The organism is Streptomyces sp. NBC_00045 (assembly GCF_045041095.1).
In the GTDB taxonomy this organism is placed as follows: domain Bacteria; phylum Actinomycetota; class Actinomycetes; order Streptomycetales; family Streptomycetaceae; genus Streptomyces.
This window is the reverse complement of sequence record NZ_CP108271.1, coordinates 2,816,129-2,842,811: the sequence shown is the minus strand read 5'-3', so window position 1 is coordinate 2,842,811 and position 26,683 is coordinate 2,816,129. Positions and strand designations below refer to the sequence as shown.

The following is a 26,683-nucleotide window of genomic DNA, read 5'->3' as shown; positions in this document are numbered from 1 at the left end:
CAGTGAGGTCCGCGGCGGCTGCCTGATCCGGCGGCCGTTGCGGACGGCCGGGGCGGGCCGGTTCCGCCGCCTCGATGGGCTCCGCGCGTAGAACCGGCCGAAACGCCTTCGGCCGAGGTAACGATCCGGCCTCGTGCGACCGAATTCGCGGCCCCGCGCACGCCGTGCGAAGCGGGGAGCCGCGCGCTCCGGCGTCGGTTGATCCACCAATTGGACACCGGGAGCGAAACCCTCGACTTTGCGCTGCCGAATGCCGCAAAGTCCATATGAGCAGCTCAGGGGCCATCGCTTCGCTGTTGCGTAGTCGAGGTGGATCGACCCGGAGGGTTTCGGCCATACGCCCCTGCGGAGGCATCCGCCACTGGCGAAACCTACAGATCAGACATCCTCAAACGTCAACACTTTGTGGAAGTCGACGATATCTGTGAGCCCTCCCACAGGCGTTCAATTCCGGTCACACGACGAGACGCCGCCAGTAACACAGCGGGGCTTCGATTCACGTGAACGCACTGACAACCCTGGCGAACCAACGGGAGAGAGACCCACTTCGGCCAGGGATAACCAGATTCCTCTCGATTACCTACCTCTTGAAGGGCAAGGCAGAGATGGCACGTGTCGCCGCCCGGCTTTCCGCCAACGGAGAGCAGAGCACGCACCCGGTCGACGAGGTGCTCCCCCTCCCCAAGCTCGCGCTGTACGGCTTCCAGCACGTACTCGCGTTCTACGCCGGTGCGGTGATCGTTCCGATCATCGTGGGCGGTGCCCTCGGCCTGACCACCGAGCAGCTGGTCTACCTGATCAACGCGGACCTGTTCACCTGCGGCATCGCCTCGATCATCCAGGCGTGGGGGATCGGCCGGATCGGTGCGCGCCTGCCCCTGATCCAGGGCGTCACCTTCACCGCGGTGTCCCCGATGATCGCCATCGGCCTCGGGGCGGGCGGCGGAACGGCGGGCCTGCTCGTCATCTACGGCGCCGTGATCACGGCCGGCATCGCCACCTTCGCCTTCGCGTGGCTGCCCCCCAAGGCGTTCCGGGCGGTCATGCGCCTCTTCCCGCCGGTCGTCACCGGCACGGTGATCACCGTCCTGGGCATCGTGCTGATCCCCGTGGGCCTCAACGACGCCGCGGGCGGCGTCGGCACCCCCGACTTCGGCGACCCGAAGAACTTCGCGTACGCCGGCGGCACGATGCTCTTCATCCTCGTCCTGATGAAGCTCGGCAAGCCCTTCCTCTCCAGCATCTCCATCCTGCTCGGCCTGGTCGGCGGCACCGTCGTCGCCTTCCTGCTCGGCGACGCCAAGTTCGGCGACGTGAGCAAGTCGGACTGGATCGGCATCACCACGCCGTTCCACTACGGAGCGCCGAAGTTCGCCTGGTTCCCGATCCTGCTGATGCTCATCGTCATGTTGATCACCATGGTCGAGACGACCGGTGACACGTACGCCGTCGGCGACATCGTCGGCAAGGACATCGACAGCGAGACCGTGGCCCGCGCCCTGCGCGCCGACGGAGCCGCGACCGCCCTCGGCGGCATCCTCAACTCCTTCCCCTACGTGGCCTTCGCCGAGAACGTCGGCCTGGTCCGCATGACCAAGGTCAAGAGCCGCTTCGTCGTGGTCGCCGCGGGCGTCTTCATGATCGCGCTCGGGCTGATCCCCAAGGCCGCCGCGATCGTGGCCGCGGTCCCGCACGGAGTGCTCGGCGGCGCGGCGACGGTGATGTTCGCGATGGTGGCCCTGGCCGGTATCCAGACCCTCGCCAAGGTCGACCTCAAGGAGGAGAAGAACGCGCTGGTCGTGGGCGTCTCCCTGGCTTTCGCGCTGCTCCCGGCCACCGTCCCGGTCCTCTTCAAGGACCACATGGACGCGGACCTGTCCTCGCTCCTCAACAGTGGTGTGACGCTCGGAGCCACGGCCGCGATCGTGCTCAACCTGATCTTCAACGGCCTGGCCAAGGACGATGCGCACAGCGTCGTACCGGCCGCGGTGCCGGCCCAGGCGGCGGCCCCGGCCGAGGCGGAAGCCGGTGTGGAAGCCGAGGCGGCCGCCGACGCGGAGACGGTGGCCGAGGCCACGGTCGGCGCCGCCGTGAGCGCAGCCGCCGCCACCGCCGTGAAGGCAGACGCGGACGAGGAGGCCGCGCCCGCCTCCTGACCCTCCCAAGGGGCGATGGCCCTCCGTCCGGACCCGTGTCCGGACGGAGGGCCGTCGCCGTGCCCGGGCAGGCGACAATGGGCGCATGAGTCTGTTCCGCGACGACGGCATCGTGCTGCGCACCCAGAAGCTGGGTGAGGCGGACCGCATCATCACGCTCCTCACCCGGGGCCACGGACGGGTGCGGGCCGTCGCCCGCGGGGTGCGGCGCACGAAGTCCAAGTTCGGCGCCGGGCTGGAACCTTTCTCCCACGCCGACGTGCAGTTCTTCGCCCGGGGCAGCGAGCTGGTCGGCCGCAGCCTCCCGCTCTGCACCCAGACCGAGATCATCGCCCCGTACGGCAACGGCATCGTCACCGACTACGCCCGCTACACCGCCGGCACCGCGATGCTGGAGACCGCCGAACGGTTCACCGAGAACGAGGGCGAACCCGCGGTGCAGCAGTACCTGCTGCTGATCGGCGCCCTGCGCACGCTCTCGCGCGGCGAGCACGAGCCGAACCTCATCCTCGACGCGTTCCTGCTGCGCTCCCTCGCCGTCAACGGCTACGCGCCCAGCTTCACGGACTGCGCGAAGTGCGGGATCCACGGCCCCAACCGGCACTTCTCCGTCGCCGCGGGCGGGGTCGTCTGCGGGGACTGCCGGGTGGCCGGCAGCGTCGTACCCTCGTCGGAGGCCATCGCCCTGCTCAGCGCGCTGCTGACGGGCGACTGGGGGCATGCGGACGCCTGCGAGGCGCGGTACGTGCGGGAGGGCAGCGGGCTCGTCTCCGCCTATTTGCACTGGCATCTGGAGCGCGGGCTACGCTCCCTGCGATACGTCGAGAAATAGGAGCTGGACACATGGCACGACGCGGGATTCTGGGACGTTCTCGCCGGGAGTACAAGGTTCCCGAGCCGCACCCGTCCGGTGCGGTCCCGCCGAAGATCCCCGGCGAGCTCGTCCCGAACCACGTGGCCGTGGTCATGGACGGCAACGGCCGCTGGGCCAAGGAGCGCGGTTTGCCGCGCACCGAGGGCCACAAGGTCGGCGAGGGCGTCGTGCTCGACGTGCTCAAGGGCTGCCTGGAGATGGGCGTCAAGAACCTCTCCCTGTACGCCTTCTCGACGGAGAACTGGAAGCGCTCGCCCGACGAGGTCCGCTTCTTGATGAACTTCAACCGTGACGTCATCCGGCGCCGCCGCGACGAGATGAACGAGCTGGGCATCCGGATCCGCTGGGTCGGCCGCATGCCGAAGATGTGGAAGTCGGTCGTCCAGGAGCTTCAGGTCGCGCAGGAGCAGACCGTCGACAACGACGCGATGACCCTGTACTTCTGCGTGAACTACGGCGGCCGCGCGGAGATCGCGGACGCGGCGCAGGCGATCGCGCGGGACGTGGCCTCGGGCCGGCTGGACCCGTCGAAGGTCAACGAGAAGACCTTCGCGAAGTACATGTACTACCCGGACATGCCCGACGTGGACCTCTTCCTGCGGCCGAGCGGCGAGCAGCGCACCTCCAACTACCTGCTGTGGCAGAGCGCGTACGCGGAGATGGTCTTCCAGGACGTGCTGTGGCCGGACTTCGACCGCCGCAACCTGTGGCAGGCCTGCCTGGAGTACGCCCAGCGGGACCGCCGCTTCGGTGGCGCGGTCCCGAACCAGGCCGAGCCGAGCGCCTGACCCCGGTCGGGGCCGGCCCGGCGCGAAAGGCCGTCGCCGGGAACGCGCCGCGACCATAGGGTTTGCTGTCATGGACATGAGCGTGGGACAGGTGCCGGTACGGCTCGCCTACCGGATCACCACGGCGGACGTCGCGCAGGCGCTCCGGGCGCGTGACGCCCGGGTGCCCGCGGGCCGCCGCAAGCGGATGCTGACGGCGGGCTTCGCGGTGCTGCTGCTGACCCTCGGAGGGGTGGCGGCCCTGGGCGACGGACCCGTCGGCAAGCCGCTGCTCATCGCGGGGTGCGGGGTCCTGCTGCTCGCACTCACGCTCTTCGGCCCGCAGCTCACGGCGCGGGCCTTCGCGGGACTGCTGGCCAAGGCGGGGGAGACCACGGCGGTGGTGGACGCCACCGGGCTGCAGGTGAGCGCCACCGACACGCAGACACGCATCAACTGGGCCGCGCAGCCGATGTACATGGAGACGGCCGACACCTTCGTCACGCTCAGCGTCGCCAAGCGGGCGGTGGCGATGACGATCCTGCCCAAGCGCGGAGCCCAGGGCCCCGCGGAGGTCGAGCGGCTGCGCGCGCTCCTGGACGCGAACCTGAACCGGCTCTAGCCGGCGGCCGCGCAGTCGGCGCAGGTGCCGAAGATCTCCACCGTGTGGGCGACGTTCACGAAGCCGTGCTCCGCGGCGATGGACTCCGCCCACTTCTCCACCGCCGGGCCCTCCACCTCGACCGCCTTGCCGCACTTGCGGCAGACCAGGTGATGGTGGTGCTCCCCGGTGGAGCAGCGCCGGTAGACCGACTCGCCGTCACTGGTGCGCAGGACGTCGACCTCGCCGGCGTCGGCGAGCGACTGGAGGGTGCGGTACACGGTGGTCAGGCCCACGGAGTCACCGCGGTGCTTGAGCATGTCGTGCAGCTCCTGGGCGCTGCGGAACTCGTCCACCTCGTCCAGCGCCGCGGCGACGGCTGCCCGCTGCCGGGTGGACCGTCCTCGTACTGGCGCGGTATTCATCTCGCCAGGCGCAGTCGCCACCGGTTCCTCCTCGTATCGGCCTCGGCCCATTGTGCCAGGCGGCCGTCCCTCCTAGACCTTCACATCATCGCGCGTGCAGACCTCTTCGGCGGCGCGGGCCGCCTTCGCCCGGCGTCGGGCCAGCGGCGTGGACAGGGCGGTCATCACCATGAAGACGCCGATGGCGAGCAGCACGATGGTGCCGCCGGAGGGGGCGTCGATGTAGAACGTCGCAATCGTGCCGGACAGCGAGACCAGCACGCCGATCACCATGGCCACCGACAGGGTGGCGGTGAAACCGCGGGTGACGCGCTGCGCCGCCGCGACGGGGATCACCATCATGGCGCTGACCAGCAGCAGGCCGACGATCCGCATGGCCACGGTGACCGTGACGGCGGCGGTGACCGCGATCAGCAGGTTCAGGAACCGCACCGGCAGGCCGGTGACCCGGGCGAATTCCTCGTCCTGGCAGACCGCGAACAGCTGGCGGCGCAGGCCGAGGGTGACGGCGACGACGAACGCGGCGAGGACCACGACCGCGGTGACGTCCTCGGCGGAGACCGTGGTGATCGAGCCGAACAGGTAGCTGGTCAGACTGGCCGTCGAGCCGCCCGGAGCCAGGTTGATGATCATCACGCCGCCGGCCAGGCCGCCGTAGAAGAGCATGGCGAGCGCGATGTCGCCGCTGGTCTTGCCGCGGGAGCGGATCAGCTCCATGCCGACCGCGCCGACGACGGCGACCAGGGTCGCGATCCACACCGGGCTCGCGTTGAGCAGGAAACCGAGCGCGACACCGGTCATGGCCACGTGCCCGATGCCGTCGCCCATGACGGCCTGGCGGCGCTGCACCAGGTACGTGCCGATGGCCGGGGCGGTGACGCCGACCAGGACGGCCGCGAGCAGGGCCCGCTGCATGAAGGCGTAGGTGAAGAGGTCCATCAGCTCAGCAGTCCCGTCCGAAGGGGCTCGGCGTCGTGCGCCGCGTGCGGGTGTACGTGGTCGTGGCCGGGCAGGGCGTGCTGGCCCACGGCTTCCGGGGGCGGGCCGTCGTGGACGACGCAGCCGTCGCGCAGGACGACGGCGCGGTCGATCAGCGGCTCCAGCGGGCCCAGCTCGTGCAGCACGAGCAGGACGGTGGAGCCGGCGGCGACCTGCTCGCGCAGCGCGTTCGCGAGGACCTCCTGGTTGGCGAGGTCCACGCCGGCCATCGGCTCGTCCATGATCAGCAGTTCGGGCTCCACGGCGAGCGCCCGCGCGATGAGCACGCGCTGGTGCTGACCGCCGGAGAGGGCGTTGACCGAGGCGTCGGCGTACTGGCCCATGTCGACGAGGTCCAGGGCCCGCCCGACGGCGGCCCTGTCGGCCTTGCGGAGGATGCCGAAGCGGGAGCGGGCGAGCCGGCCGGAGGAGACGACCTCGCGGACGGTGGCCGGGACGCCGCTGGCCGCGGTGGTGCGCTGCGGGACGTACCCGATGCGCGACCAGGCGCGGAAACGCTTGAAGTCCGTCCCGAACAGGGCCAGCTCGCCGTCGGACAACGGGACCTGCCCGACGACGGCGCGCACGGCGGTGGACTTGCCGGAGCCGTTGGCGCCGAGCAGGGCGACGACCTCGCCCCGCCGGACGGTGAGGTCGACCCCGCGCAACACGGGGCGGGAGCCGAGCGAGGCCGTGGCCCCGCGCAGGGATATGACGGGCTGGTCCGCGACCTCGGCGGGCTTGGACTCCATGGCACGCGCCTCCGTTACTGCCATCACTTGCTACCGAGCGCCTTCTGCAGGTTCTTCAGGTTGGACCGCATGACCTCGAAGTAGTCAGCGCCCTGGGACTTGTCGGAGATGCCCTCAAGCGGGTCGAGGACGTCGGTCTTCAGGCCCGTGTCGGTGGCGAGCGTCTTGGCCGTCTTGCCGCTGGCCAGCGCCTCGAAGAACACGGTCGAGACATTGTCCTTCTTCGCGACGGCCTGGAGCTCCTTCATCCGGGCCGGGCTCGGCTCGGACTCGGGGTCGACGCCGGAGATGCCCTCCTGGTCGAGGCCGTAGCGCTCGGCGAGGTAGCCGAAGGCGGAGTGCGTGGTGATGAAGGTCTTGGACGCGGTGTCCTTCAGGCCGTCCTTGAACTCGGTGTCGAGCGCAGCCAGCTTGCCGGCCAGCTCGTCAGCGTTCTTGCGGTACTCGGCCGCGTGGCCGGGGTCGGCCTTCTCCAGGGCCGCGCCGACGCCCTTGGCGACCTCGGCGTACTTCACCGGGTCGAGCCAGACGTGGGGGTCCTCGCCGGCCTCGTCGTGGCTGTGGCCGTGGTCGTGGCCCTCTTCCCCGGCGTGGGCCTCCTCGCCCTCGTGGGCGTGGTCGTGGCCGGCGGAGGCGTGGACCTCCAGTTCGGTGAGGGCGGCGGCGTCGACGACGTGCTTCACGCCGGACTGGGCGACGGCCTTGTCGACGGCGGGCTGCAGGCCCTTGAGGTAGATCACCACGTCGGATTCGCCGAGCTGGCCGGTCTGCCGCGGGGTGATCTCCAGGTCGTGGGGTTCGACGCCCGGCTTGGTCAGGGTGGCGACCTTCACGTGGTCCTTGCCGATCTGTTCGGCGAGGAACTGCATCGGGTAGAACGACGACATGACCTGCAGCTTGCCGTCCTCGCGGCCACCTGCGGCGGAGGCTCCGGAGCAGCCGGTGAGGGCCGTGGCGCCGAGGGCGACGGCTCCGGCGAGGGCGGCGGCGGGTATGAGTCGTCGTGCGTTCATGACATCCATTTTCATCAAAGATGGAAACGATTGTCAAAAACCCTGGTCGGAGGCCCGGCCGAGGGGCCGTGGAACGGGAACCGATTTGAAAGGGGGGGTGCGGGCGCCGGTAACCTGAGGCATTCGCCGTTCGTCCTCGTAATGAAGAGAGCACCGTGGCCGCCGACAAGATCGAAACCATCGTCAGCCTGAGCAAGCGCCGTGGCTTCGTTTTCCCGTGCAGTGAGATCTACGGCGGCTCCAAGGCCGCCTGGGACTACGGCCCGCTCGGTGTCGAGCTCAAGGAGAACATCAAGCGCCAGTGGTGGAAGGCGATGGTCACCGGGCGTGAGGACATCGTCGGCATCGACTCCTCCGTGATCCTGGCCCCCGAGGTCTGGGTCGCCTCCGGTCACGTCGCGACCTTCTCCGACCCGCTCACCGAGTGCACCTCGTGTCACAAGCGCCACCGCGCCGACCACCTGGAAGAGGCGTACGAGGCCAAGCACGGCCGTCTCCCCGAGAACGGCCTCGCCGACATCAACTGCCCCAACTGCGGTGTGAAGGGCCAGTTCACCGAGCCCAAGCAGTTCTCCGGCATGCTGGAGACCCACCTCGGCCCGACCCAGGACACCGGCTCCAAGGCGTACCTGCGCCCCGAGACCGCCCAGGGCATCTTCACCAACTTCGCCGTGGTGCAGACCACCTCGCGCAAGAAGCCGCCCTTCGGCATCGCGCAGATGGGCAAGTCCTTCCGCAACGAGATCACGCCGGGCAACTTCATCTTCCGCACCCGCGAGTTCGAGCAGATGGAGATGGAGTTCTTCGTCAAGCCGGGCGAGGACGAGCAGTGGCAGGAGTACTGGATGCAGGAGCGGTGGAACTGGTACCGCGACCTCGGCATCCGCGAGGAGAACATCCGCTGGTACGACCACCCGAAGGAGAAGCTGTCCCACTACTCGAAGCGCACCGCCGACATCGAGTACCGCTTCAACTTCGGTGGCAACGAGTTCTCCGAGCTGGAGGGCGTCGCCAACCGCACCGACTTCGACCTCAAGGCCCACTCCGCGGCCTCGGGCGCGAACCTCACCTACCACGACCAGGAGTCGGGGGAGCGCTACACCCCGTACGTCATCGAGCCGGCGGCCGGTGTCAACCGCGCCATGCTCGCCTTCATGCTCGACGCGTTCAACGAGGACGAGGCCCCGAACGCCAAGGGCGTCATGGAGAAGCGCACCGTGATGCGCTTCGACCCGCGCCTGGCCCCGATCAAGGTGGCCGTCCTGCCGCTGTCCCGCAACGCGCAGCTGTCGCCGAAGGCCAAGGGCCTCGCCGCTGACCTGCGCAAGAACTGGAACATCGAGTTCGATGACGCGGGCGCCATCGGCCGCCGCTACCGCCGTCAGGACGAGATCGGTACGCCGTTCTGCGTCACCGTCGACTTCGACACCCTGGACGACAACGCGGTGACCGTGCGCGAGCGCGACACCATGAAGCAGGAGCGCGTCTCCCTGGACCAGATCCAGAGCTACCTGGGCAGCCGTCTGCTCGGCTGCTAGTTCCTGCCTGGCTGCTCGTTTTTCGCTTGAACGACCGGTGGCCCGGTGCGCGGATCGCGCACCGGGCCACCGGTCTTTTCCGTACTGGGCCGTCCGAGAGGTCAGGCCGCGGAGCCCGCGGCCTGCGCGGCGGCGGCCGCCTCGGCGGCCCGCTTCTCGCCCTCCGCCTTGGCGTGCTTGACGAAGCGGACCGTCCAGAGGGCCAGGCCGCCGAGCGTCCCGTAGATCATGAACGGGCTGAGGGTCACCATGGTGGAGGTGTCCAGGACGTACGACAGGACGATCCGGACCGCCGCCTCGATGAGGTACACCACGCCCCAGACCAGGGTCATGCGGCGCTGGGTGTTGCGGAAGCCCTCGAACCGCCACAGGTCGTTGTAGTACGCCACGCCCGCCGGGGTGCCGTCCGTGCCGAACTTGCGGCCGAAGTAGAACATCAGCGGACGCGGCGCGAGCAGCGTCGCCAGGCACAGCAGCCCGAACAGGCCCGTGACGGCGGAGTCCTTGACCAGCAGGGCCTGGGCGGACTGGGCGCCCACGAGGGAGACCACGGCGGTGATCACCAGGAACACCAGGGCGATGATGGCGAACTCGTCGAGCTTGCGCCGCCAGGCCACCATGACGGCGGTGTCGAGCACCGGCCAGGCGCCACTGGCCAGCAGCGCTGAAGCCTCGCTCCAACCGTGGTCGTCGACGAGCGTGTTGTAGGTGACGATCGGTGCGACCGCGCTGAGCGCGATGGACAGGATCAAGCCGATTGCAGCGGCCCCGCCCGAACGGGCCGGAGGTGCGGACTGAGCTGCCTGAGCGGGTTGAGCGGGTTGAGCGGACAAGGTTCCCCCTGGAACGTGCCTGATGAAGTGCGGTAGGGGGACCGTATGGAATTTGACGGGTTACGGACAAGTAAGCCACACCCAAAATGATCATCAAGCTGTGCGGAGTGGCTCGTTCCGTACGGTGTGGCCCCCGGTCAGGCGCGCAGGCCCCGGATCACGAGCGAGGTGACCGCCTCGAACTCCGTGATGATCGTGGGCGAGAGCCAATCGGCCGCGTACTGCGGATCGTGGAAACGGCCGGTGGCGTCGAACACCGCACGGGCGGCCGCCGGCACGTCGGGCGCACTGAGCGAGCCCGCCTCGACGCCTTCGGAGATGATCCGGCCCAGTTGGTCGATGAGCTGTGTCAGGTGGTGGTCCACCACACCGCTGTTCTCGGCGAGCAGCACCGTGTACGTCGCGAACAGCTCGGGGTCGTCACCCGCCTTGTGGCGCTTGGCCTCGAAGAGCGCCTCCAGCCACGCCTCCAGCTTGGAGGGCGCGGTCCCGTCGGGGGCCGAGGCGATCTCCCCCAGGCGGACCACGCTCTTGGCGAGCCAGCGGTCCGTGACGGCCTCGCGCAGCGCCGCCTTCGACGGGAAGTGCCGGTACACGCTGCCGTGACTGACGCCCAGGGCCCGGGCCACGTCCACCACGGTCGCCTTGGTCGGGCCGAATCGGCGCAGCACTTCCTCGGTGGTTTCGAGGATGCGCTCGGGTGTCAGGGGCTCGGCGGCAGCGGGGGGCATGAGTACGACCGTACCGCCCGCTCAGCGCTCGCTGTCGAGGTGGGCCATCTGGGCTGCCGGATACCGGTCGCCGGCCGCGGCTCCGGCCGGGACCGCCTCCTCGATGGCCGCCAGGTCCGCAGGGCTCAGCTTCACGTCCATGGCACCCAGTGCCTCGGACAGTCGGTCCCGGCGGCGGGCACCCACCAGCGGCACGATGTCCTCGCCGCGCGAGAGCACCCACGCGATGGCGGTCTGCGCGATGCTGACCCCCTTGTCCTCCGCGACCTTGCGCAGGGCGTCGACGAGGTCGAGGTTGTGCCGGAGGTTCTCGCCCTGGAAGCGGGGGCTCATCCCGCGGAAGTCGCCCGGCGCCAGCTCCCGGTCACGGCTGAAGTGCCCGCTGATCAGGCCGCGGCTCAGTACCCCGTACGCCGTGATCCCGATGCCCAGCTCGCGGGCGGTCGGCAGGATCTCCTCCTCGATGCCGCGGGAGATGAGCGAGTACTCGATCTGGAGGTCGGCGATCGGGGCCACGGCCGCGGCCCGGCGCAGGGTGTCCGCGCCGACCTCGGAGAGGCCGATGTGCCGCACGTGCCCGGCCTCGACGGCCTCGGCGATGGCACCGACGGTCTCCTCGATCGGGACCGCCGGATCGACACGGGCGATCCGGTAGACGTCGATGTGGTCCCGACCCAGGCGCTGGAGCGAGTAGGCCAGGAAGTTCCTGACTGCATCGGGGCGGCCGTCATAGCCGGCGAAGCCGCCCTCGACCGTCCGCAGCGCGCCGAACTTCACGCTGGTCAGCGCCTGCTCGCGGGCGGCGGCGGGCGCGGTGCGCAGGGCTTCGCCGATGAGCAGCTCGTTGTGGCCCATGCCGTAGAAGTCGCCGGTGTCGAGCAGCGTGACCCCGGCGTCCAGGGCGGCGTGGATGGTCGCGATCGACTCGCTGCGGTCGGCCTCCCCGTACAGGGCGGACATGCCCATGCAGCCCAGACCCAGCGGGAAGACGGAGGGGCCGGTCGAGCCGAGGGTGCGGGTGTTCTCGTTCGTCGTCATGGAAGAATCATGGCGTGACGAGTGACAGATTTCAATATCTGTCACTCGTCAGTGCGGCTATGCCGCCATGCGCAGGGTCAGTGCAGCCGCTGCGGCCAGGGCCAGGACCGCCGCCGGGGCCAGTTCGAAGTCCTTGACGCGCAGGTGGCTGATCACCGCGCCCGCGAAGTAGAGGGTCACGCCGACGGCGGCGGCGACGCCCAGTGGTGTCACCCACAGACCGGCGACCAGTCCGATCGCACCGGCCGCCTTCAGTGCGGCCAGCTGGGGCAGCCAGCTGTCCGGGACCTCGACCTTCCGCATGCTCGCCATGACCGCCTCGTTCCGCTGGAGCGTGAACGTGGCGGACGCGGCCAGGACGAGTGCGAGCAGGCCGGCGACGACGGCATAGGCAATGAACATGTTGGACTCCAACGATCGGGGGTTGCAGATAATTGAATAGCATCAACGATCGATAGTCTGCAATCATTCCCGGGTTGTTACGATGTCCGATATGACGGCAGCTCAGGCAGCTCAGGAATCCCCGCACCCCCCGCAGCGGCTGGGCCTGCTGCTGGCCTGGCACGGCTCGATCACCGAGACCCGGATGAAGAAGGCGCTCAGCACGGCTGGGCTCACCCCGCGGCACGCGATGACGCTCATGCACCTGGAGGTCGGCCCCGTCGGTCAGCGGGCACTCGCCGAGCGGCTGGAGGTGGACCCGAGCGTGCTCGTCGGCATCCTCAACGACCTGGAGGGCGAGGGCCTGGCCGTCCGCCGCCGGGACCCGGCCGACCGCCGCCGTCACAACGTGGCCATCACCGAGGCCGGATCGGCCGCCCTCGCCAAGACGAACGCGGCGCTCGACGAGGTCGAACTCGCCATGTTCGCCGCGCTCTCGCAGCAGGACCGGGACGCGCTGCGCGGGCTGCTGGCCCGGATCGACTCGAACGCCGACGACTTCAACTGCACCGAGTAGCGGGCCCCGTCAGCCCCTCGGCGGGACAGCGGCCGGCTTCGGTTCCGCGGGCGTCCGCTCCAGCGTGCGGGCGGTCCGTGCCGCGGTCCGCATTGCCCACCGGCCGCTGGTCACGGCGCCCACGACGAGCGCGAGCAGTCCGCAGGCCGTGATGACCCACCAGGCCGGCCGGGTCGCCTCGGTGAAATCGGCGCCGCCGGCCGTCCCCGCGGCCAGCACCGCGCCGATCACGGCCACGCCCAGCGTGCCGCCGGTCTGCCGGCTGGTGGAGGCGACCGCGGCCGCGACACCCGCCTGGGCCCGGGGCATACCGGAGACCGCCGTGTTCGTGATGGGCGCGTTGACCATGCCGAAGCCCAGCCCGAACAACACGTACGCGGTGAACAGCAGCGGCGTCGAGGTCTGCGCCGAGAAGGCGGCGAACAGGAGCCCGCTCGACGCCATCGCCGTCCCCGCGATCAGGAGCGACGGCCGCGGCCCCCGACTGCCCACCAGTCGCCCCGACAACGGGGGGCAGATGAAGGCGAGCGCAGCCATCGGCAGCATGTAGAGCCCGGCGTCGAGCGCGCTCAGCCCCCGTACGTCTTGCAGGTACAGGGTGTTGAGGAACAGGAACCCGGACAGCGCGGCGAAGGCGCTGACGGCGATCACCGTCGCGCCGCTGAAGGGAGCGCTCCGGAAGAACCGGGGGTCGATCAGGGGCTCCGCCCGGCGCGGCTCGTAGAACAGCAGCCCCGCCAGCGAGGCCACGGCCACGGCCGCGCAGCCGAGGATGACCGGAGCGTTCCAGCCCGCGGTCGGCGCCTCGATGATCCCGTACGTCACGGAGCCCAGCAGGGTCATGACCAGCAGCTGGCCCACCGGGTCCGGGCGGCGCGGGTGCGCGGCCCGCGATTCGGGGACGAAGCGCAGCGTCAGCACCAGCGCCAGCAGCCCGACCGGGAGGTTGAGCCAGAAAATGGACCGCCAGCCGACGGAATCCACGAGCAGTCCGCCGATCAGCGGGCCCACGGCCATGGATATGCCGACCACCGCGCCCCAGGCGCCGATGGCACGGGCCCGCTCGCGCGGATCCGTGAACGTATTGGTGATGATCGACATGGCGACCGGGTTCAGCATCGAGCCGCCCACGGCCTGGACCATCCGGAAGGCGATCAGCCACTCCAGGCTCGGCGCGAGCGAGCAGAGCAGCGAGCCCGCGGTGAAGACCACCAGGCCCGCGGCGAAGACCCTGCGGCGCCCGATCCGGTCCGCCGTGGAGCCCGCCAGCATCAGCAGCGAGGCCAGGACCAGCGTGTACGCGTCGATCGTCCACTGCATGCCGGCGACGGACGCGTCCAGCTCGCGGCGCATCGAGGGCAGGGCGACGTTGAGCACCGTCACGTCGAGGCTGACGATGAGCAGGCTCGTGCAGCAGATCGCCAGGACCAGGAGTCTGCGACGACGACTCGACTCGGGCATAGTTACGATAGTACGCCTAACTAAAGAAATGCGTGATGCGATTCGTCTGGGCGACAATGGGGGGATGACCACGCTCCCCCCGCCGCTCGCGATCGGCCCGCACACCGTGCAGCCCCCCGTGGTGCTCGCCCCCATGGCCGGCATCACCAATGCCCCGTTCCGTACCCTCTGCCGCGAGTTCAGCGGCGGCAAGGGGCTGTTCGTGAGCGAGATGATCACGACCCGCGCCCTGGTCGAGCGCAACGAGAAGACCATGCAGCTGATCCACTTCGACGCCACCGAGAAGCCCCGCTCGATCCAGCTGTACGGGGTCGACCCGGCGACGGTCGGCAAGGCGGTCCGCATGATCGTCGAGGAGGACCGCGCCGACCACATCGACCTCAACTTCGGCTGCCCGGTCCCCAAGGTGACCCGCAAGGGCGGCGGCTCCGCCCTCCCGTACAAGCGGAACCTGCTGCGCGCGATCCTGCGTGAGGCGGTCGCGGGCGCCGGTGACCTGCCGGTCACCATGAAGATGCGCAAGGGCATCAACGACGACCACCTCACCTACCTGGACGCCGGACGGATCGCCGTCGAGGAGGGCGTCACCGCCATCGCCCTGCACGGCCGCACCACCGCCCAGCACTACGGCGGCACCGCCGATTGGGACGCCATTGCGCGGCTCAAGGAGCACGTGCCGGAGATCCCGGTGCTCGGCAACGGCGACATCTGGTGCGCCGAGGACGCGCTGCGCATGGTCCGCGAGACCGGCTGCGACGGCGTGGTGGTGGGGCGCGGCTGCCTGGGACGCCCGTGGCTGTTCAACGACCTGGTCGCGGCGTTCGAGGGGCGACCGGAGGACTTCCACAAGCCGACGCTGCGCGAGGTCGCGGCCACGATGCACCGGCACGCCGAACTGCTCGGTGAGTGGATCGGCGACGAGGCGCGCGGGGTGATCGACTTCCGTAAGCACGTGGCCTGGTACCTCAAGGGCTTCTCGGTGGGCTCCGAGATGCGCAAGAAGCTGGCGGTCACCTCGTCGCTGGCCGAGCTGGACGCTCATCTGAGCGAGCTCGACCTGGACCAGCCGTGGCCCGAGAGTGCGGACGGCCCGCGCGGCCGGACGTCCGGAAACAACCGAGTTGTCCTTCCGGATGGCTGGCTGAAGGATCCGTACGACTGTGCGGGCGTGAGCGAGGACGCCGAACTGGACACGTCCGGGGGCTGAGAAACAGCTGACAAACTATGCCGCCGGCGGCGTGACATACGCCACGCATGGGTGGGGTTGCGCTCACATGAGCGCGAAAATCACGGGTAAGACTTCCAAAGGGTGGCACTGGGTGCCACCCTTTGTTTGTTCAAGACTTGAACGCAAATGTATCGATGATCGCTCATCCGAGCGTAAACACGCCGCAGGAGCCCCTTCACCCTTCGGGAGGTGAACGCTCTTCGTAGGTTCTGGCTACTCTTCGGTTACTTTCGATCTGGTGGCGCACGGGTGGTTACAGCCGCATGACGACCAAGTGGACGTACCCAGAAGCCTTCGATCTGGGTATGTTCCTGGCCGTCAGGGCAGCCACCGAGTCCTCGAGGAGTCGAGACCCGTGTCGGAAAACAAAGATCAGAAGTTCGTCTACGACTTCACCGAGGGAAACCGCGACCTCAAGGACCTTCTCGGCGGCAAGGGGGCCAACCTCGCCGAGATGACCAACCTGGGTCTGCCGGTCCCTCCCGGCTTCACCATCACCACCGAGGCCTGCAAGGTCTACCTCGCCAGCGGTGAGGCCCCGGCCGCGCTGCGCGACGAGGTCAGCGCCCACCTGGCCGCCCTTGAGGCGAAGATGGGCAAGAAGCTCGGCCAGTCGGACGACCCGCTCCTGGTCTCCGTGCGCTCCGGTGCCAAGTTCTCCATGCCCGGCATGATGGACACGGTCCTCAACATCGGCCTCTCCGACGAATCCGTGACCGGCCTCGCCTCCCAGGCCGGTAACGAGCGCTTCGCGTGGGACTCGTACCGCCGCCTGATCCAGATGTTCGGCAAGACCGTCCTGGACGTGGACGGCGAGCTCTTCGAGGAGGCCCTCGACGAGGCCAAGGCCGCCAAGAAGGTCACCGTCGACACCGACCTCGACGCCGCCGACCTGAAGAAGCTGGTCACCCGCTTCAAGAAGATCGTCGCCAAGCAGGCCGGCCGCGAGTTCCCGCAGGACGCCCGCGAGCAGCTCGACCTCGCCGTCGAGGCGGTCTTCAACTCCTGGAACACCGAGCGCGCCAAGCTCTACCGCCGCCAGGAGCGCATCCCGAGCGACCTGGGCACCGCGGTCAACATCTGCTCCATGGTCTTCGGCAACCTCGGCCCCGACTCCGGCACCGGCGTCGCCTTCACCCGCGACCCGGCCAGCGGCCACGCCGGCGTGTACGGCGACTACCTGCAGAACGCCCAGGGCGAGGACGTCGTCGCGGGCATCCGCAACACCGTCCCGCTGGCGGACCTGGAGGCCATCGACAAGGCCTCGTACGACCAGCTCATGACGATCATGACGACGCTGGAGACCCACTACAAGGATCTCTGCGACATCGAGTTCACCATCGAGCGCGGTCAGCTGTGGATGCTGCAGACCCGCGTCGGCAAGCGCACCGCCGGCGCCGCGTTCCGCATCGCCACCCAGCTCGTGGACCAGGGCCTGATCGACGAGGCCGAGGCCCTCCAGCGCGTCAACGGCGCCCAGCTCGCGCAGCTGATGTTCCCCCGCTTCGACGACGGCGCCACCACGACCCTGCTCGGCCGCGGCATCGCCGCCTCCCCGGGTGCGGCGGTCGGCAAGGCCGTCTTCGACTCGTACACGGCCGTCAAGTGGTCGCGCTCCGGCGAGAAGGTCATCCTGATCCGCCGCGAGACGAACCCGGACGACCTGGACGGCATGATCGCCGCCGAGGGCATCCTGACCTCGCGCGGCGGCAAGACCTCGCACGCGGCCGTCGTGGCCCGCGGCATGGGCAAGACCTGCGTCTGCGGCGCCGAGGACCTCGAAGTCGACACCAAGCGCCGCCGCATGACGGTCGGCGGCCAGGTGATCGAGGAGGGCGACGTCGTCTCCATCGACGGCTCCACCGGCAAGGTCTACCTCGGTGAGGTACCCGTCGTACCGTCCCCGGTCGTCGAGTACTTCGAGGGCCGTATGCACGCAGGTGCCGACGACGCCGACGAGCTGGTCGCCGCCGTCCACCGGATCATGGCCTACGCGGACCGCGTCCGCCGGCTGCGGGTGCGCGCCAACGCCGACAACGCCGAGGACGCGCTGCGCGCCCGCCGCTTCGGTGCCCAGGGCATCGGCCTGTGCCGCACCGAGCACATGTTCCTCGGTGAGCGCCGCGAGCTGGTCGAGCACCTGATCCTCGCGGACACCGACAAGGAGCGCGAGGAGGCACTGAGTGCCCTCCTGCCGCTCCAGAAGAAGGACTTCGTCGAGCTGTTCGAGGCGATGGACGGGCTGCCCGTCACCGTCCGCCTGCTGGACCCGCCGCTGCACGAGTTCCTGCCCGACATCACCGAGCTGTCGGTGCGCGTCGCCCTCGCCGAGGCCCGCAAGGACGCCAACGAGAACGACCTGCGCCTGCTCCAGGCCGTGCACAAGCTGCACGAGCAGAACCCGATGCTGGGTCTGCGCGGTGTCCGTCTCGGCCTGGTCATCCCCGGTCTGTTCGCCATGCAGGTCCGGGCGATCGCCGAGGCCGCGGCCGAGCGCAAGAACGCCAAGGGCGACCCGCGCGCCGAGATCATGGTTCCGCTCGTGGGCACCGTCCAGGAGCTGGAGATCGTCCGCGAGGAGGCCGACGCGGTCATCGCCGAGGTGGAGGCCGCCACCGGCACCAGCCTCAAGCTGACCATCGGCACGATGATCGAGCTGCCGCGCGCCGCCCTGACGGCCGCCCAGATCGCCGAGGCCGCGCAGTTCTTCTCCTTCGGTACGAACGACCTGACCCAGACGGTGTGGGGCTTCTCCCGCGACGACGTCGAGGCCAGCTTCTTCACCGCGTACCTGGAGAAGGGCATCTTCGGGGTCTCGCCGTTCGAGACCATCGACAAGGACGGCGTCGGCGCGCTGGTCCGCAGTGCGGTCCAGGCCGGCCGGGCGACCCGCCCCGACCTCAAGCTCGGCGTCTGCGGCGAGCACGGCGGTGACCCCGAGTCGGTCCACTTCTTCCACGAGGTGGGTCTCGACTACGTCTCCTGCTCGCCGTTCCGCATTCCGGTGGCGCGCCTGGAGGCCGGCCGCGCCGCGGCCGAGGCGAAGGGCAGCGACAGCCGCTGAGCCCTTCACGGCCCTGACAGGGCCCGCTGACTGCGCGTCCGCCCCCGGGTTCCCTGACCCCCGAGGGCGGACGCGCCCATTTTTTGTTGTTCAACAAATCTTTACGCCAGCAGGCGGTGGACGGATCCCCACCCGTCCACCGCCTGCTGTCAATCTGCCAGGCACGTCGGCGCTTCCCGGTGCGACCGACCGCCAGGCCCCGCAAAGCCCCCCACGGCCTTCACGGAGCGTTTCGGTCGCACTGGAGTGTGCCTGGCGGAGTACAGGATTTCGGTTGTCACGCCCCTGCCGAAAGGGGTTTCAACTGTGGCCGAAAGGGCGTGGTGACAACGTGTGACGGCATGCATACTCATGAGGCGGGGGGATTGCGGTTGCACAGGTGGGGGTTCGGTGCTGCGTATCCATTTCACTGGAGTGGACCTGGCACGCGTACGGATGGCAGGGCGTCCCGATGCGTTGTGGGAAACGATTCTGAGTTTTCACCGCTTAAGAGACCGGCGTGATGCGCGGCTCTTCGGTGAATGGCGTACGGAAACCCGGAGCAGGTTGAATAGTGAAACACGTTTGCTCGGTGCGCTCATACCGAGTCGTGGTTATTTTCCCGATTTCCTGACCCCTGTTGAGGGGCAGTACGGGTGGGACGTGGGCTTGGACGCGTTGCGCGGGATCCGCCCCGAGCGGATGCGGCGCGAGCTCGCGCTACTGGGCGCGGGCACAGCCGTGGGAGCCGCGTTCGGCATGCCCTCGGCCGTGAGCGGGGGCGCCGACGCGCTGGTCCCGCGACGGCTGCGCGACTTCATGGACGGCGGCACCAAGCACCTGCCGAGGCTGCTGGGCGAGCTGCGCGGCTACCACCGGGCGGCCGTGGAGCCGTACTGGACGCACATCCAGGCCCAGATCGAGGCCGAGCGGGCCGCGCGCGGCCGGGCCCTGCTGGACGGAGGCGCGGACGAGCTGCTGGCCTCGCTGCCGCCGATGCTGCGCTGGCGGGCGCCGGTCCTGGAGTGCGACTACCCCGTGGACCGCGACGTACGGCTGCGGGGGCGCGGGCTGCTGCTCCAGCCGTCCTTCTTCTGCCGGCGCACCGCCGTGACCCTGCACGACCCGGAGCTGCCCCCGGTGCTGGTCTACCCGGCGGCCGCGCAGCTGGCCTCGGCCCCCACCGGCGCCGAATCGATTCGGCCCTTGGAGGAGCAGCGCCAGCGCACGCTGGGCAAGCTCGTCGGGCACACCCGCTCGGTGGTGCTGCGGGCCATAGGCGACGGCGCCACCACCAGCGAGCTGGCCCGCCGGGCCGGGGTCTCGCTGGCCTCCGCGAGCCAGCACGCCTGCGTGATGCGCGAGGCGGGTCTGGTCACCACCCTGCGCCGGGGCAACGCCGTCCTGCACACGGTGACCCCGCTGGGGGCCGCGCTGCTGAAGGGCGGAGCGGTGGCCTCGTAGTGTGCCCGGCGGCCCCGGGGCGCGAAGCGCGGTCCGGGGCCACGGCCCACGAAGTGACGAACCGCAGGACTTTCAGCCCTGGCGGCCGCGGGCCCGCGCCAAGATGCTGGAACGATGAACCAGTTCGCCGCGGACAACGACATCTGCGGCCGCGCCGACCTCGCCGTCGTGCTGCGCCGCTTCTACACGGCCGCATTCGCCGACCGGCGCATCGGGCCGTTCTTCACCGAGGTGGCCGGCACGGACCTGGAGGTCCACCTGCCGCGGATCACCGACTTCTGGGAGCGGGCCCTGTTCCGTACGGCCGGCTACGGGCGCGACGCCTTCGCCCCGCACGCCGCCCTGCACGCGGCGCGGGCGATGACCGCCGAGGACTTCGGACGGTGGGTGCAATTGTGGCGCGCCGCCGTCGACGGCCTGTACCGGGGGCCGAACGCGGAGCGGGCGAAGGCGACGGGCGAGCGGATCGCCCTGGCCCTGCACAAGCGGCTGGCCGGGCCGGACCCGGCGCTGCTCCGCCGGGAGGACACCCGGGGCTTCGTCCCGCTGGCCGCCCTACAGCTCCGCTCCACGGCCTGACCTGCGCTGACGCGCCCCACCCGGCTGCCCGGCGGGAACTTCGGAAAAGTTTTCCGCCGCAGCGATGAGTTTTCCCGGGCACCCCGGTCTATCTCTCGAAAGCACGTACACGAGAGATGAGGAACCGAGATGCCCACCATGATCTTCGTCAACCTGCCCGTCAAGGACATCGACGCCGCCAAGGCGTTCTGGGGCGAGCTCGGCTACTCCTTCAACCCCCAGTTCAGCGACGAGAAGACCGGCTGCCTCGTCATCAGCGACACGATCTTCGCGATGCTGATGACCGAGGAGCGCTTCAAGGACTTCGCGACCAAGGAGGTGGCGGACGCCACCAAGACCACCGAGGTCATGCTCGCCCTGAGCGCGGAGAGCCGGGAGAAGGTCGACGAGGTCGTCGGCGCCGCCCTCGCGGCCGGCGGCACCGAGCCCCGCCCGGCCCAGGACCTCGGCTTCATGTACGGCCGGGCCTTCGAGGACCTGGACGGCCACGTCTGGGAGTACGTGTGGATGGACCCGGCGGCCGTCCAGGGCTGATGCCCCCGCTCGCGCGCTACGCCACCGCCGCCGAGGTCACGGCGGTCCGCACCGGATAGGTCCGGACCGCCGCCTCCTCGTCGTCCAGACAGCGCCCCGAGGCGAGGTCGAAGCGCTGCTTCAGCAGCGGCGAGGCCACGAAGGGCTTGTTGTCCACACAGCCGACCAGCCCTCGCGAGAGCACCGCCGCACCGGTGAACGGGTCCCGGTTGTCGATGGCGTACAACCCCCCGGACCGGCCGATGAACACCGCGGCCTGCCTCCCGTCGGGCAGTAGGACCGCGACGCCCCGCCCGGGGGTCAGGTCGGTCAGTTCGCACACCGTCAGCCAGCCTTCGGCCACCTGCAGTTCCACGGTCATCGGGTGCCTCCCACGGCCTCCAGCGGCCGGATGTCGAGAATGGTCAGGTCGGGCTTGACCTGGTCGCGTTCGGGGATGAACTTCACGGTCGGGTCCGGGGCGCCGGGGGCGTTCACGAAGGACACGAACCGGCGCAGCCGCTCGGGGTCCTCCAGCGTCTCCGCCCATTCGTCGCGGTAGTGCGCCACGTGGTCGGCCATCAGCGACTCCAGCTCGCCGCACAGCCCCAGCGAGTCGTGTACGACCACGTCCCGCAGGTGCTCCAGGCCGCCCTCCAGCCGGTCCAGCCAGGTGGAGGTGCGCTCCAGGCGGTCCGCGGTGCGGATGTAGAACATCAGGAACCGGTCGATGAGCCGCACCAGTTCGGCGTCGGACAGGTCCTGGGCCAGCAGGTCGGCGTGGCGCGGGGTGGCCCCGCCGTTCCCGCCGACGTACAGGTTCCAGCCGTTCGCCGTCGCGATCACGCCGAAGTCCTTGCTCTGCGCCTCCGCGCACTCGCGGGCGCAGCCGGACACCGCCGACTTGAGCTTGTGCGGGGCGCGCAGTCCCCGGTAGCGCAGCTCCAGGTCGATGGCCATCCGCACGCTGTCCTGGACGCCGTAGCGGCACCAGGTCTGGCCCACGCAGGACTTCACCGTGCGCAGTGCCTTCCCGTACGCGTGGCCGGACTCGAACCCGGCGTCGACGAGCCGGGCCCAGATCCGGGGGAGCTGGTCCACGCTGGCACCGAAGAGGTCGATGCGCTGCCCGCCGGTGATCTTCGTGTAGAGCCCGAAGTCTCGGGCCACCTCGCCGATCACGATGAGCTTGTCGGGGGTGATCTCGCCGCCGGGGATGCGCGGGACGACCGAGTACGAGCCGTTGCGCTGGAGGTTCGCGAGGAAGTGGTCGTTGGTGTCCTGGAGGGCGGCCTGCTCCCCGTCGAGGACGTAGCCGCTCGCGCCGACGGTGGGGGCGAGCGAGGCGATGATCGAGCCGACGGCCGGCTTGCAGACCTCGCAGCCGTCGCCGCCGCGGGCCGCGTCCCGGCCGTGGCCGTCGAGGAGCTGCTCGTACGAGGTGAGCCGGCGGGTTCGGACGATCTCGTAGAGCTCGGCACGGGTGAAGGGGAAGCAGCCGCACAGGCCCTTGTCGGCGGCCGCGGGCAGCAGCTGGCCGATCACCTTCAGGCAGCTGCCGCAGCCGGTGCCCGCCTTGGTGCACTGCTTGACCTCGGGGAGGCTCGCGCAGGCGGTGATCGCCTTCTTGGTGACGTTGTGGCAGGAGCAGATCACCGCGGAGTCCGGCAGCGCCGACGGGCCCAGCGCGACCGGCGCACCAAGGCCGGCGGGCAGCACCAGCTGGTCGGGGCTGACGGGCGGGACGCTGCCGGTGAGCGGGCGCAGCAGGCCGTACGAGTCGGCGTCGCCGACCAGGACCCCGCCGAGCAGGACCCCCTCGGGGGAGACGACCAGCTTCTTGTAGACGCCGGAGCGGGAGTCCGAGTAGACGACGTCGAGGCTTCCGGGGGCCGCGCCGTGGGCGTCGCCGAAGGAGGCCACGTCCACGCCGAGCAGCTTGAGCTTGGTGGAGAGGTCGGCTCCGGTGAACTCCTTGTCGCGGCCCAGGAGGTCCTCGGCGGCGGTCTCGGCCATCTCGTAGCCGGGGGCGACCAGTCCGTACACCCGGCCGTCGGTGGCCAGCGCGCACTCGCCGATGGCGTAGACGCGGGGGTCCGAGGTGCGGCAGCGGGCGTCGACGCCGATGCCGCCGCGCTCGCCGACGGTCAGGCCCGAGGCGCGGGCGAGGTCGTCGCGGGGGCGGACCCCGGCGGAGAAGACGACGAGGTCGGTGTCGACGGTGGAGCCGTCGGAGAGGCGCATTCCGCTGACGTGGCCGTCCTCTCCGGTGACGACCTCCTGGGTGCCGACGCCGGTGTGGACCGTCAGCCCCATCGACTCGATGGTGCGCAGCAGGGCCGCGCCGCCGCCCTCGTCGACCTGGACGGGCATCAGGCGCGGGGCGAACTCCACGATGCGGGTGGCGAGTCCGAGGCCCTGGAGGGCGCCGGCGGCTTCGAGCCCGAGGAGACCGCCGCCGACGACCGCGCCACTGGTGCGGGTCTTGGCGTACTCCTCGATCGCGAGCAGGTCCTCGATGGTGCGGTAGACGAAGCAGCCGGGGGCGTCCTTGCCGGGGACGGGCGGCACGAAGGGGTAGCTGCCGGTCGCCAGGACGAGCACGTCGTACGGGAAAACCCGTCCCGAGCGGGAGGTGACGGTGCGGGCCCCGCGGTCGATGGTCTCGGCGGGGTCGCCCAGGTGCAGGTCGATCCCGTGCTGCTCCATGAAGCCGGCGGGGGTGAGGGAGAGGTCTTCGGCGGTGCTGCCGGAGAAGTACGAGGTGAGGTGCACGCGGTCGTAGGCCGGCCGGGGTTCCTCGCAGAGCACGGTGATCCGGTGCGTGGAGGTGGCCCCGCGCTCGGCGAGTGCCTCAAGGTAGCGCTGGCCGACCATGCCGTGGCCGATGAGCACGATGGCGGGAGTGGGCGTGGGTGCGGCCATGATCAGGAGCCTCCGTCGTCGGTGAGCAGGTGGAACAGGTCGGTCAGGGTCTCGGCGTCCTCCCAGCTGCGGGCGAGGGCGCCCACGCTGGAGAGTTCGCCGAGGAGGACCCCGCCGACGAGGCGGTCGCCGCGGACGACGACCTTCCGGTAGGTCCGGCGGGTGGCGTCGGCGAGGCGGACCACGTCGTCCCCGGGAAGCGGGGTGGTCTCGCCGAAGGCGGCGAGATCGAGCGGGCCGGTGTCCGTGGCATCGGATCCGGTGGCGGCAGCGAGGGTGAGGCGGGTCAGGGCCCGGGTTCCGGTGTATCCGGGGGTAGTTCCTCCGGTTCCTTCGGTCACTCCGGCGGGGCCGCTCGCGCCGGTCAGTTGTGCCGCGAGGGCATCGGCCTGCTCCAGGGCGGGGCCCGCGAGCCCGTACACCCGGCCCGCGTGCTCGGCGCAGTCGCCGACCGCGTGGATGTGCGGGTCGCTGGTGCGCAGCCGGTCGTCCACGAGGATCCCGGTGCCCACGCGGAGCCCGGCGGCGAGCGCGAGCCCGGTCCGGGGCCGCACACCGCAGGCGAGCACGACGACGTCCGCGTCGAGCCGGTACCCGTCGGCGAACTCGACCCCGCCGACCCGCCGCCCTCCCGCGCCGCCCGCAGACGGCTCCGTCGTCAGGCCGCGGACCCGGCACTGGGTGTGGATCTCGATGCCGAGGGTGGTCAGGTGGTCGTGCAACAGCGCCGAGGCGTCCGCGTCCAGCTGGCGTTCCATCAGGCGCTCGCCCTGCTGGGCCAGGACCACCTGGGCGCCGCGCTCGGCCAGGGCGCGGGCCGCGGAGACGCCGAGGAGGCCGCCGCCGATCACCACGGCGCGCACGCCGGACCGTGCGCCCACCGCGGCCGACAGGGCCAGGCAGTCGTCCATCGTGCGGAACGCGTGGACCCCGTCGGGCAGTTCCCGGCCCTCCGGTTCGAACAGGCCGCGCAGTGGCGGGAGGACCGCGTTGGAACCGGTGGCCAGGACCAGCGTGTCGTACCGCTCGGTGCTGCCGTCGTCGCAGTGGACCGTGCGGTCGGCGCGGTCGATGCGGACCGCACGGACGCCCCGCCGCAGCGCCGGCCCGGCGTCCGGGAGAGCGGTCACCTCCGGTGCGTACCGGCCCGCCAGGACCTCCGCCAGCAGGACGCGGTTGTACGGAACGTGCGACTCCTCGCCGAGGACCGTCACTTCGGCACCACCGGCGCCGGCATCCGCACCCGCGGCCGCGCCCAGCCGCGCAGCGACCCGCAGGCCCGCGAGGCCACCGCCGATCACCACCACACGCTGCTGCTTCGAGGTCATGGCACGAGCGTGCGCGTCCGCTGTTTCCCCTCCGCATCGCCACTGTTACCCGGGAGGAACGCGCACCTCAGCGCCCGGGTTAAGGGTCGGTGAGGCGTTCCTCAAGACCGACTTAAGGATCGGTTCGGGCAGGTCAGCGGCGTTCTGAGCAGCCTTAGCGTGATCCGTATGCGAGATGCGGCGGTGCGGGCCAAGGGCGGGATGCTCGGCGGGGCGGGGGCTGTGGCGCTGCTCTGGGCGGCCCAGGTGCGCCCCTCCGCCCGCCTCGACGCGCTGTTCGCGACCGGCGCCCACCTGACCGGTCTGCTCGCCGGGTACGGGGTGCTGGTCCTGCTCTTCCTGATGGCCCGCGTGCCCGCGGTGGAGCACGGCGTGGGCGCCGACCGGATCGCCCGCTGGCACGCGCTGGGCGGTCGGCACGTGTTGCTGCTCTGCTTCGGGCACGCGCTCTTCGCCCTGTGCGGATACGCCGTCCACGAGGGCGTCGACGTGGTCTGCGCCGTCCGCGGGCTGCTCGGCTATCCCGCCGTGGCCGCCGCCTTCGCCGGAACGGCGCTGCTGGCGGTCGTCGGGGTGACCTCCGCGCGGGCCGTACGCCGACGGGTCAGCCACGAAACCTGGCGCGGGGTGCACCTCTTCGTCTACCTCGCCGCCTCCTTGGCCTTCGGCCACCAGCTCGCCGGGCCCGATCTCGCCCTCGCCGGCTGGTTCTGGGCCCTCGCGCACGCCACCGTCGCCGTCCTGCTGGTCTGGTACCGGGCCGTGGTCCCCGTACGGCAGGCCCTGCGGCATGCGCTGCGGGTGGCCGAGGTGCGGGTCGAGGGGCCCGGGGTGGTCTCCGTCGTCGTGTACGGGCAGCACCTGGAGGAACTGCGCGCGGAGCCGGGCCAGTTCCTGCGCTGGCGGTTCCTCCAGCGCCGGCTGTGGCACACCGCCCTGCCGTTCTCGCTGTCCGCGCCGGTCCGCGGGCACGCCCTGCGGATCACCGTGAAGGCGCTCGGTGGGCACTCCCGCCGGATCCGTCGGCTCCGCCCCGGCACCAGGGTCATCGCCACCGGGCCGTTCGGGGCGCTGACCGCCGCCCGGCGGACCCGGCCCAAGGTGCTGCTGATCGCGGGCGGGGTCGGCATCACGCCGATGCGGGCGCTGTTCGAGACGCTGCCCGGCGGCCCGGGGGACCTCACCCTCCTCTACCGGGCCGGGGCCGAGGAGCACCTGGTGCTGCGGTCCGAGCTGGAGGCCATCGCCGCCGAACGGCAGGCCGGGCTGCACTACCTGCTCGGGTCCTCCGATGCCGCCTACGATCCGCTCGCCCCGCAGGCACTGCTCGCGCTGGTGCCGGACCTGACCGGGCACGACGTGTACCTGTGCGGGCCGCCGGGGATGGCCGAGGCGACGCGGAGCGCGCTGCTGCGGGCCGGGGTGCCGGCCGGGCGCATCCATTGCGAGTGCTTCAGCTTCTGACCCCGACCCGAGTT

24 protein-coding genes are annotated in these 26,683 nt (G+C 70.5%); 12 read left to right on the top strand and 12 right to left on the bottom strand.

Annotated elements, in window-relative coordinates; all coding sequences use genetic code 11:
- Window positions 1-605: 605 nt before the first annotated feature.
- The 4 genes from OHA65_RS13375 to OHA65_RS13360 all read left to right on the top strand — a co-directional run bounded on the left by OHA65_RS13375 (window position 606) and on the right by OHA65_RS13360 (window position 4,419).
- The gene (locus OHA65_RS13375; protein WP_328762713.1) at window positions 606-2,156 is read left to right on the top strand and encodes a nucleobase:cation symporter-2 family protein; all 1,551 of its coding nucleotides are present in this window, start codon (window positions 606-608) and stop codon (window positions 2,154-2,156) included.
- Between the two features lie 85 nt (window positions 2,157-2,241).
- Window positions 2,242-2,988: a DNA repair protein RecO gene (recO, locus tag OHA65_RS13370; RefSeq protein WP_134075430.1), complete on the top strand. Its 747-nt coding sequence runs from the start codon at window positions 2,242-2,244 to the stop codon at window positions 2,986-2,988.
- 11 nt (window positions 2,989-2,999) lie between these two features.
- Window positions 3,000-3,818, top strand: a complete 819-nt coding sequence (locus tag OHA65_RS13365; RefSeq protein WP_327283352.1) for an isoprenyl transferase — start codon at window positions 3,000-3,002, stop codon at window positions 3,816-3,818.
- 70 nt (window positions 3,819-3,888) lie between these two features.
- Entirely contained in the window at window positions 3,889-4,419 is a 531-nt protein-coding gene (locus tag OHA65_RS13360; RefSeq protein ID WP_328762710.1) for a hypothetical protein, read from the top strand.
- Here OHA65_RS13360 and OHA65_RS13355 read toward each other — a convergent pair.
- From OHA65_RS13355 to OHA65_RS13340, 4 genes are all read right to left on the bottom strand, one after another.
- Complete coding sequence (locus OHA65_RS13355; protein WP_327285640.1) at window positions 4,416-4,823, bottom strand: transcriptional repressor; 408 nt, start codon at window positions 4,821-4,823, stop codon at window positions 4,416-4,418. The two genes, OHA65_RS13360 and OHA65_RS13355, sit on opposite strands and share 4 nt — an antisense overlap.
- A gap of 72 nt (window positions 4,824-4,895) precedes the next feature.
- On the bottom strand, window positions 4,896-5,762 hold the full coding sequence (locus tag OHA65_RS13350; protein WP_328762709.1) for a metal ABC transporter permease: 867 nt from the start codon (window positions 5,760-5,762) through the stop codon (window positions 4,896-4,898).
- Complete coding sequence (locus tag OHA65_RS13345) at window positions 5,762-6,553, bottom strand: metal ABC transporter ATP-binding protein (RefSeq protein ID WP_327283349.1); 792 nt, start codon at window positions 6,551-6,553, stop codon at window positions 5,762-5,764. The genes OHA65_RS13350 and OHA65_RS13345 overlap by 1 nt, the downstream gene beginning before the upstream one ends.
- A gap of 23 nt (window positions 6,554-6,576) precedes the next feature.
- Entirely contained in the window at window positions 6,577-7,566 is a 990-nt protein-coding gene (locus tag OHA65_RS13340; protein ID WP_327283348.1) for a metal ABC transporter substrate-binding protein, read from the bottom strand.
- 155 nt (window positions 7,567-7,721) lie between these two features.
- Between OHA65_RS13340 and OHA65_RS13335 the strand changes: the two genes are divergently transcribed.
- Window positions 7,722-9,104 (top strand): glycine--tRNA ligase, encoded by a 1,383-nt coding sequence (locus tag OHA65_RS13335; protein ID WP_327283347.1) that lies wholly within the window; start codon window positions 7,722-7,724, stop codon window positions 9,102-9,104.
- A gap of 101 nt (window positions 9,105-9,205) precedes the next feature.
- Here OHA65_RS13335 and OHA65_RS13330 read toward each other — a convergent pair whose 3' ends face one another.
- The 4 genes from OHA65_RS13330 to OHA65_RS13315 form a co-directional block, all read right to left on the bottom strand.
- Window positions 9,206-9,856 (bottom strand): VC0807 family protein, encoded by a 651-nt coding sequence (locus OHA65_RS13330; RefSeq protein ID WP_329313487.1) that lies wholly within the window; start codon window positions 9,854-9,856, stop codon window positions 9,206-9,208.
- 218 nt (window positions 9,857-10,074) lie between these two features.
- The gene (locus OHA65_RS13325) at window positions 10,075-10,668 is read right to left on the bottom strand and encodes a TetR family transcriptional regulator (protein ID WP_328762703.1); all 594 of its coding nucleotides are present in this window, start codon (window positions 10,666-10,668) and stop codon (window positions 10,075-10,077) included.
- A gap of 21 nt (window positions 10,669-10,689) precedes the next feature.
- Window positions 10,690-11,706 (bottom strand): aldo/keto reductase, encoded by a 1,017-nt coding sequence (locus tag OHA65_RS13320; RefSeq protein ID WP_327283344.1) that lies wholly within the window; start codon window positions 11,704-11,706, stop codon window positions 10,690-10,692.
- A gap of 57 nt (window positions 11,707-11,763) precedes the next feature.
- Window positions 11,764-12,108: a DoxX family protein gene (locus tag OHA65_RS13315; protein WP_405755989.1), complete on the bottom strand. Its 345-nt coding sequence runs from the start codon at window positions 12,106-12,108 to the stop codon at window positions 11,764-11,766.
- Window positions 12,109-12,199: 91 nt separating this feature from the next.
- Here OHA65_RS13315 and OHA65_RS13310 point away from each other — a divergent pair, with 91 nt between their 5' ends.
- Complete coding sequence (locus OHA65_RS13310) at window positions 12,200-12,664, top strand: MarR family winged helix-turn-helix transcriptional regulator (protein ID WP_327283342.1); 465 nt, start codon at window positions 12,200-12,202, stop codon at window positions 12,662-12,664.
- Window positions 12,665-12,673: 9 nt separating this feature from the next.
- On the opposite strand, the gene OHA65_RS13305 is transcribed toward OHA65_RS13310, so the two are convergent.
- Window positions 12,674-14,125, bottom strand: a complete 1,452-nt coding sequence (locus OHA65_RS13305; RefSeq protein WP_327283341.1) for an MFS transporter — start codon at window positions 14,123-14,125, stop codon at window positions 12,674-12,676.
- Window positions 14,126-14,189: 64 nt separating this feature from the next.
- Between OHA65_RS13305 and dusB the strand changes: the two genes are divergently transcribed.
- The 5 genes from dusB to OHA65_RS13280 all read left to right on the top strand — a co-directional run bounded on the left by dusB (window position 14,190) and on the right by OHA65_RS13280 (window position 20,973).
- Window positions 14,190-15,332, top strand: a complete 1,143-nt coding sequence (gene dusB, locus OHA65_RS13300; protein ID WP_328762698.1) for a tRNA dihydrouridine synthase DusB — start codon at window positions 14,190-14,192, stop codon at window positions 15,330-15,332.
- 376 nt (window positions 15,333-15,708) lie between these two features.
- A complete protein-coding gene (ppdK, locus tag OHA65_RS13295) occupies window positions 15,709-18,417 on the top strand; it encodes a pyruvate, phosphate dikinase (RefSeq protein WP_327283339.1) in 2,709 nt (902 codons plus the stop codon).
- Between the two features lie 390 nt (window positions 18,418-18,807).
- Window positions 18,808-19,860, top strand: a complete 1,053-nt coding sequence (locus tag OHA65_RS13290; RefSeq protein WP_327283338.1) for a helix-turn-helix domain-containing protein — start codon at window positions 18,808-18,810, stop codon at window positions 19,858-19,860.
- 114 nt (window positions 19,861-19,974) lie between these two features.
- Complete coding sequence (locus OHA65_RS13285) at window positions 19,975-20,439, top strand: group III truncated hemoglobin (protein WP_327283337.1); 465 nt, start codon at window positions 19,975-19,977, stop codon at window positions 20,437-20,439.
- Between the two features lie 129 nt (window positions 20,440-20,568).
- Window positions 20,569-20,973, top strand: coding sequence for a VOC family protein (locus OHA65_RS13280; RefSeq protein ID WP_327283336.1), 405 nt, complete (start codon window positions 20,569-20,571; stop codon window positions 20,971-20,973).
- 16 nt (window positions 20,974-20,989) lie between these two features.
- Here OHA65_RS13280 and nirD read toward each other — a convergent pair whose 3' ends face one another.
- From nirD to OHA65_RS13265, 3 genes are read right to left on the bottom strand one after another with little or no spacing between them, the layout of a single operon-like run.
- On the bottom strand, window positions 20,990-21,334 hold the full coding sequence (gene nirD / locus OHA65_RS13275) for a nitrite reductase small subunit NirD (protein ID WP_327283335.1): 345 nt from the start codon (window positions 21,332-21,334) through the stop codon (window positions 20,990-20,992).
- Window positions 21,331-23,877, bottom strand: a complete 2,547-nt coding sequence (nirB, locus tag OHA65_RS13270; RefSeq protein ID WP_405761917.1) for a nitrite reductase large subunit NirB — start codon at window positions 23,875-23,877, stop codon at window positions 21,331-21,333. Before nirB ends, nirD begins: the two co-directional genes overlap by 4 nt.
- A 2-nt stretch (window positions 23,878-23,879) precedes the next feature.
- The gene (locus OHA65_RS13265) at window positions 23,880-25,205 is read right to left on the bottom strand and encodes an NAD(P)/FAD-dependent oxidoreductase (RefSeq protein ID WP_405761916.1); all 1,326 of its coding nucleotides are present in this window, start codon (window positions 25,203-25,205) and stop codon (window positions 23,880-23,882) included.
- A 168-nt stretch (window positions 25,206-25,373) separates the two neighbouring features.
- Here OHA65_RS13265 and OHA65_RS13260 point away from each other — a divergent pair, with 168 nt between their 5' ends.
- A complete protein-coding gene (locus OHA65_RS13260; protein ID WP_327283332.1) occupies window positions 25,374-26,669 on the top strand; it encodes a ferredoxin reductase family protein in 1,296 nt (431 codons plus the stop codon).
- Window positions 26,670-26,683 lie beyond the last annotated feature (14 nt).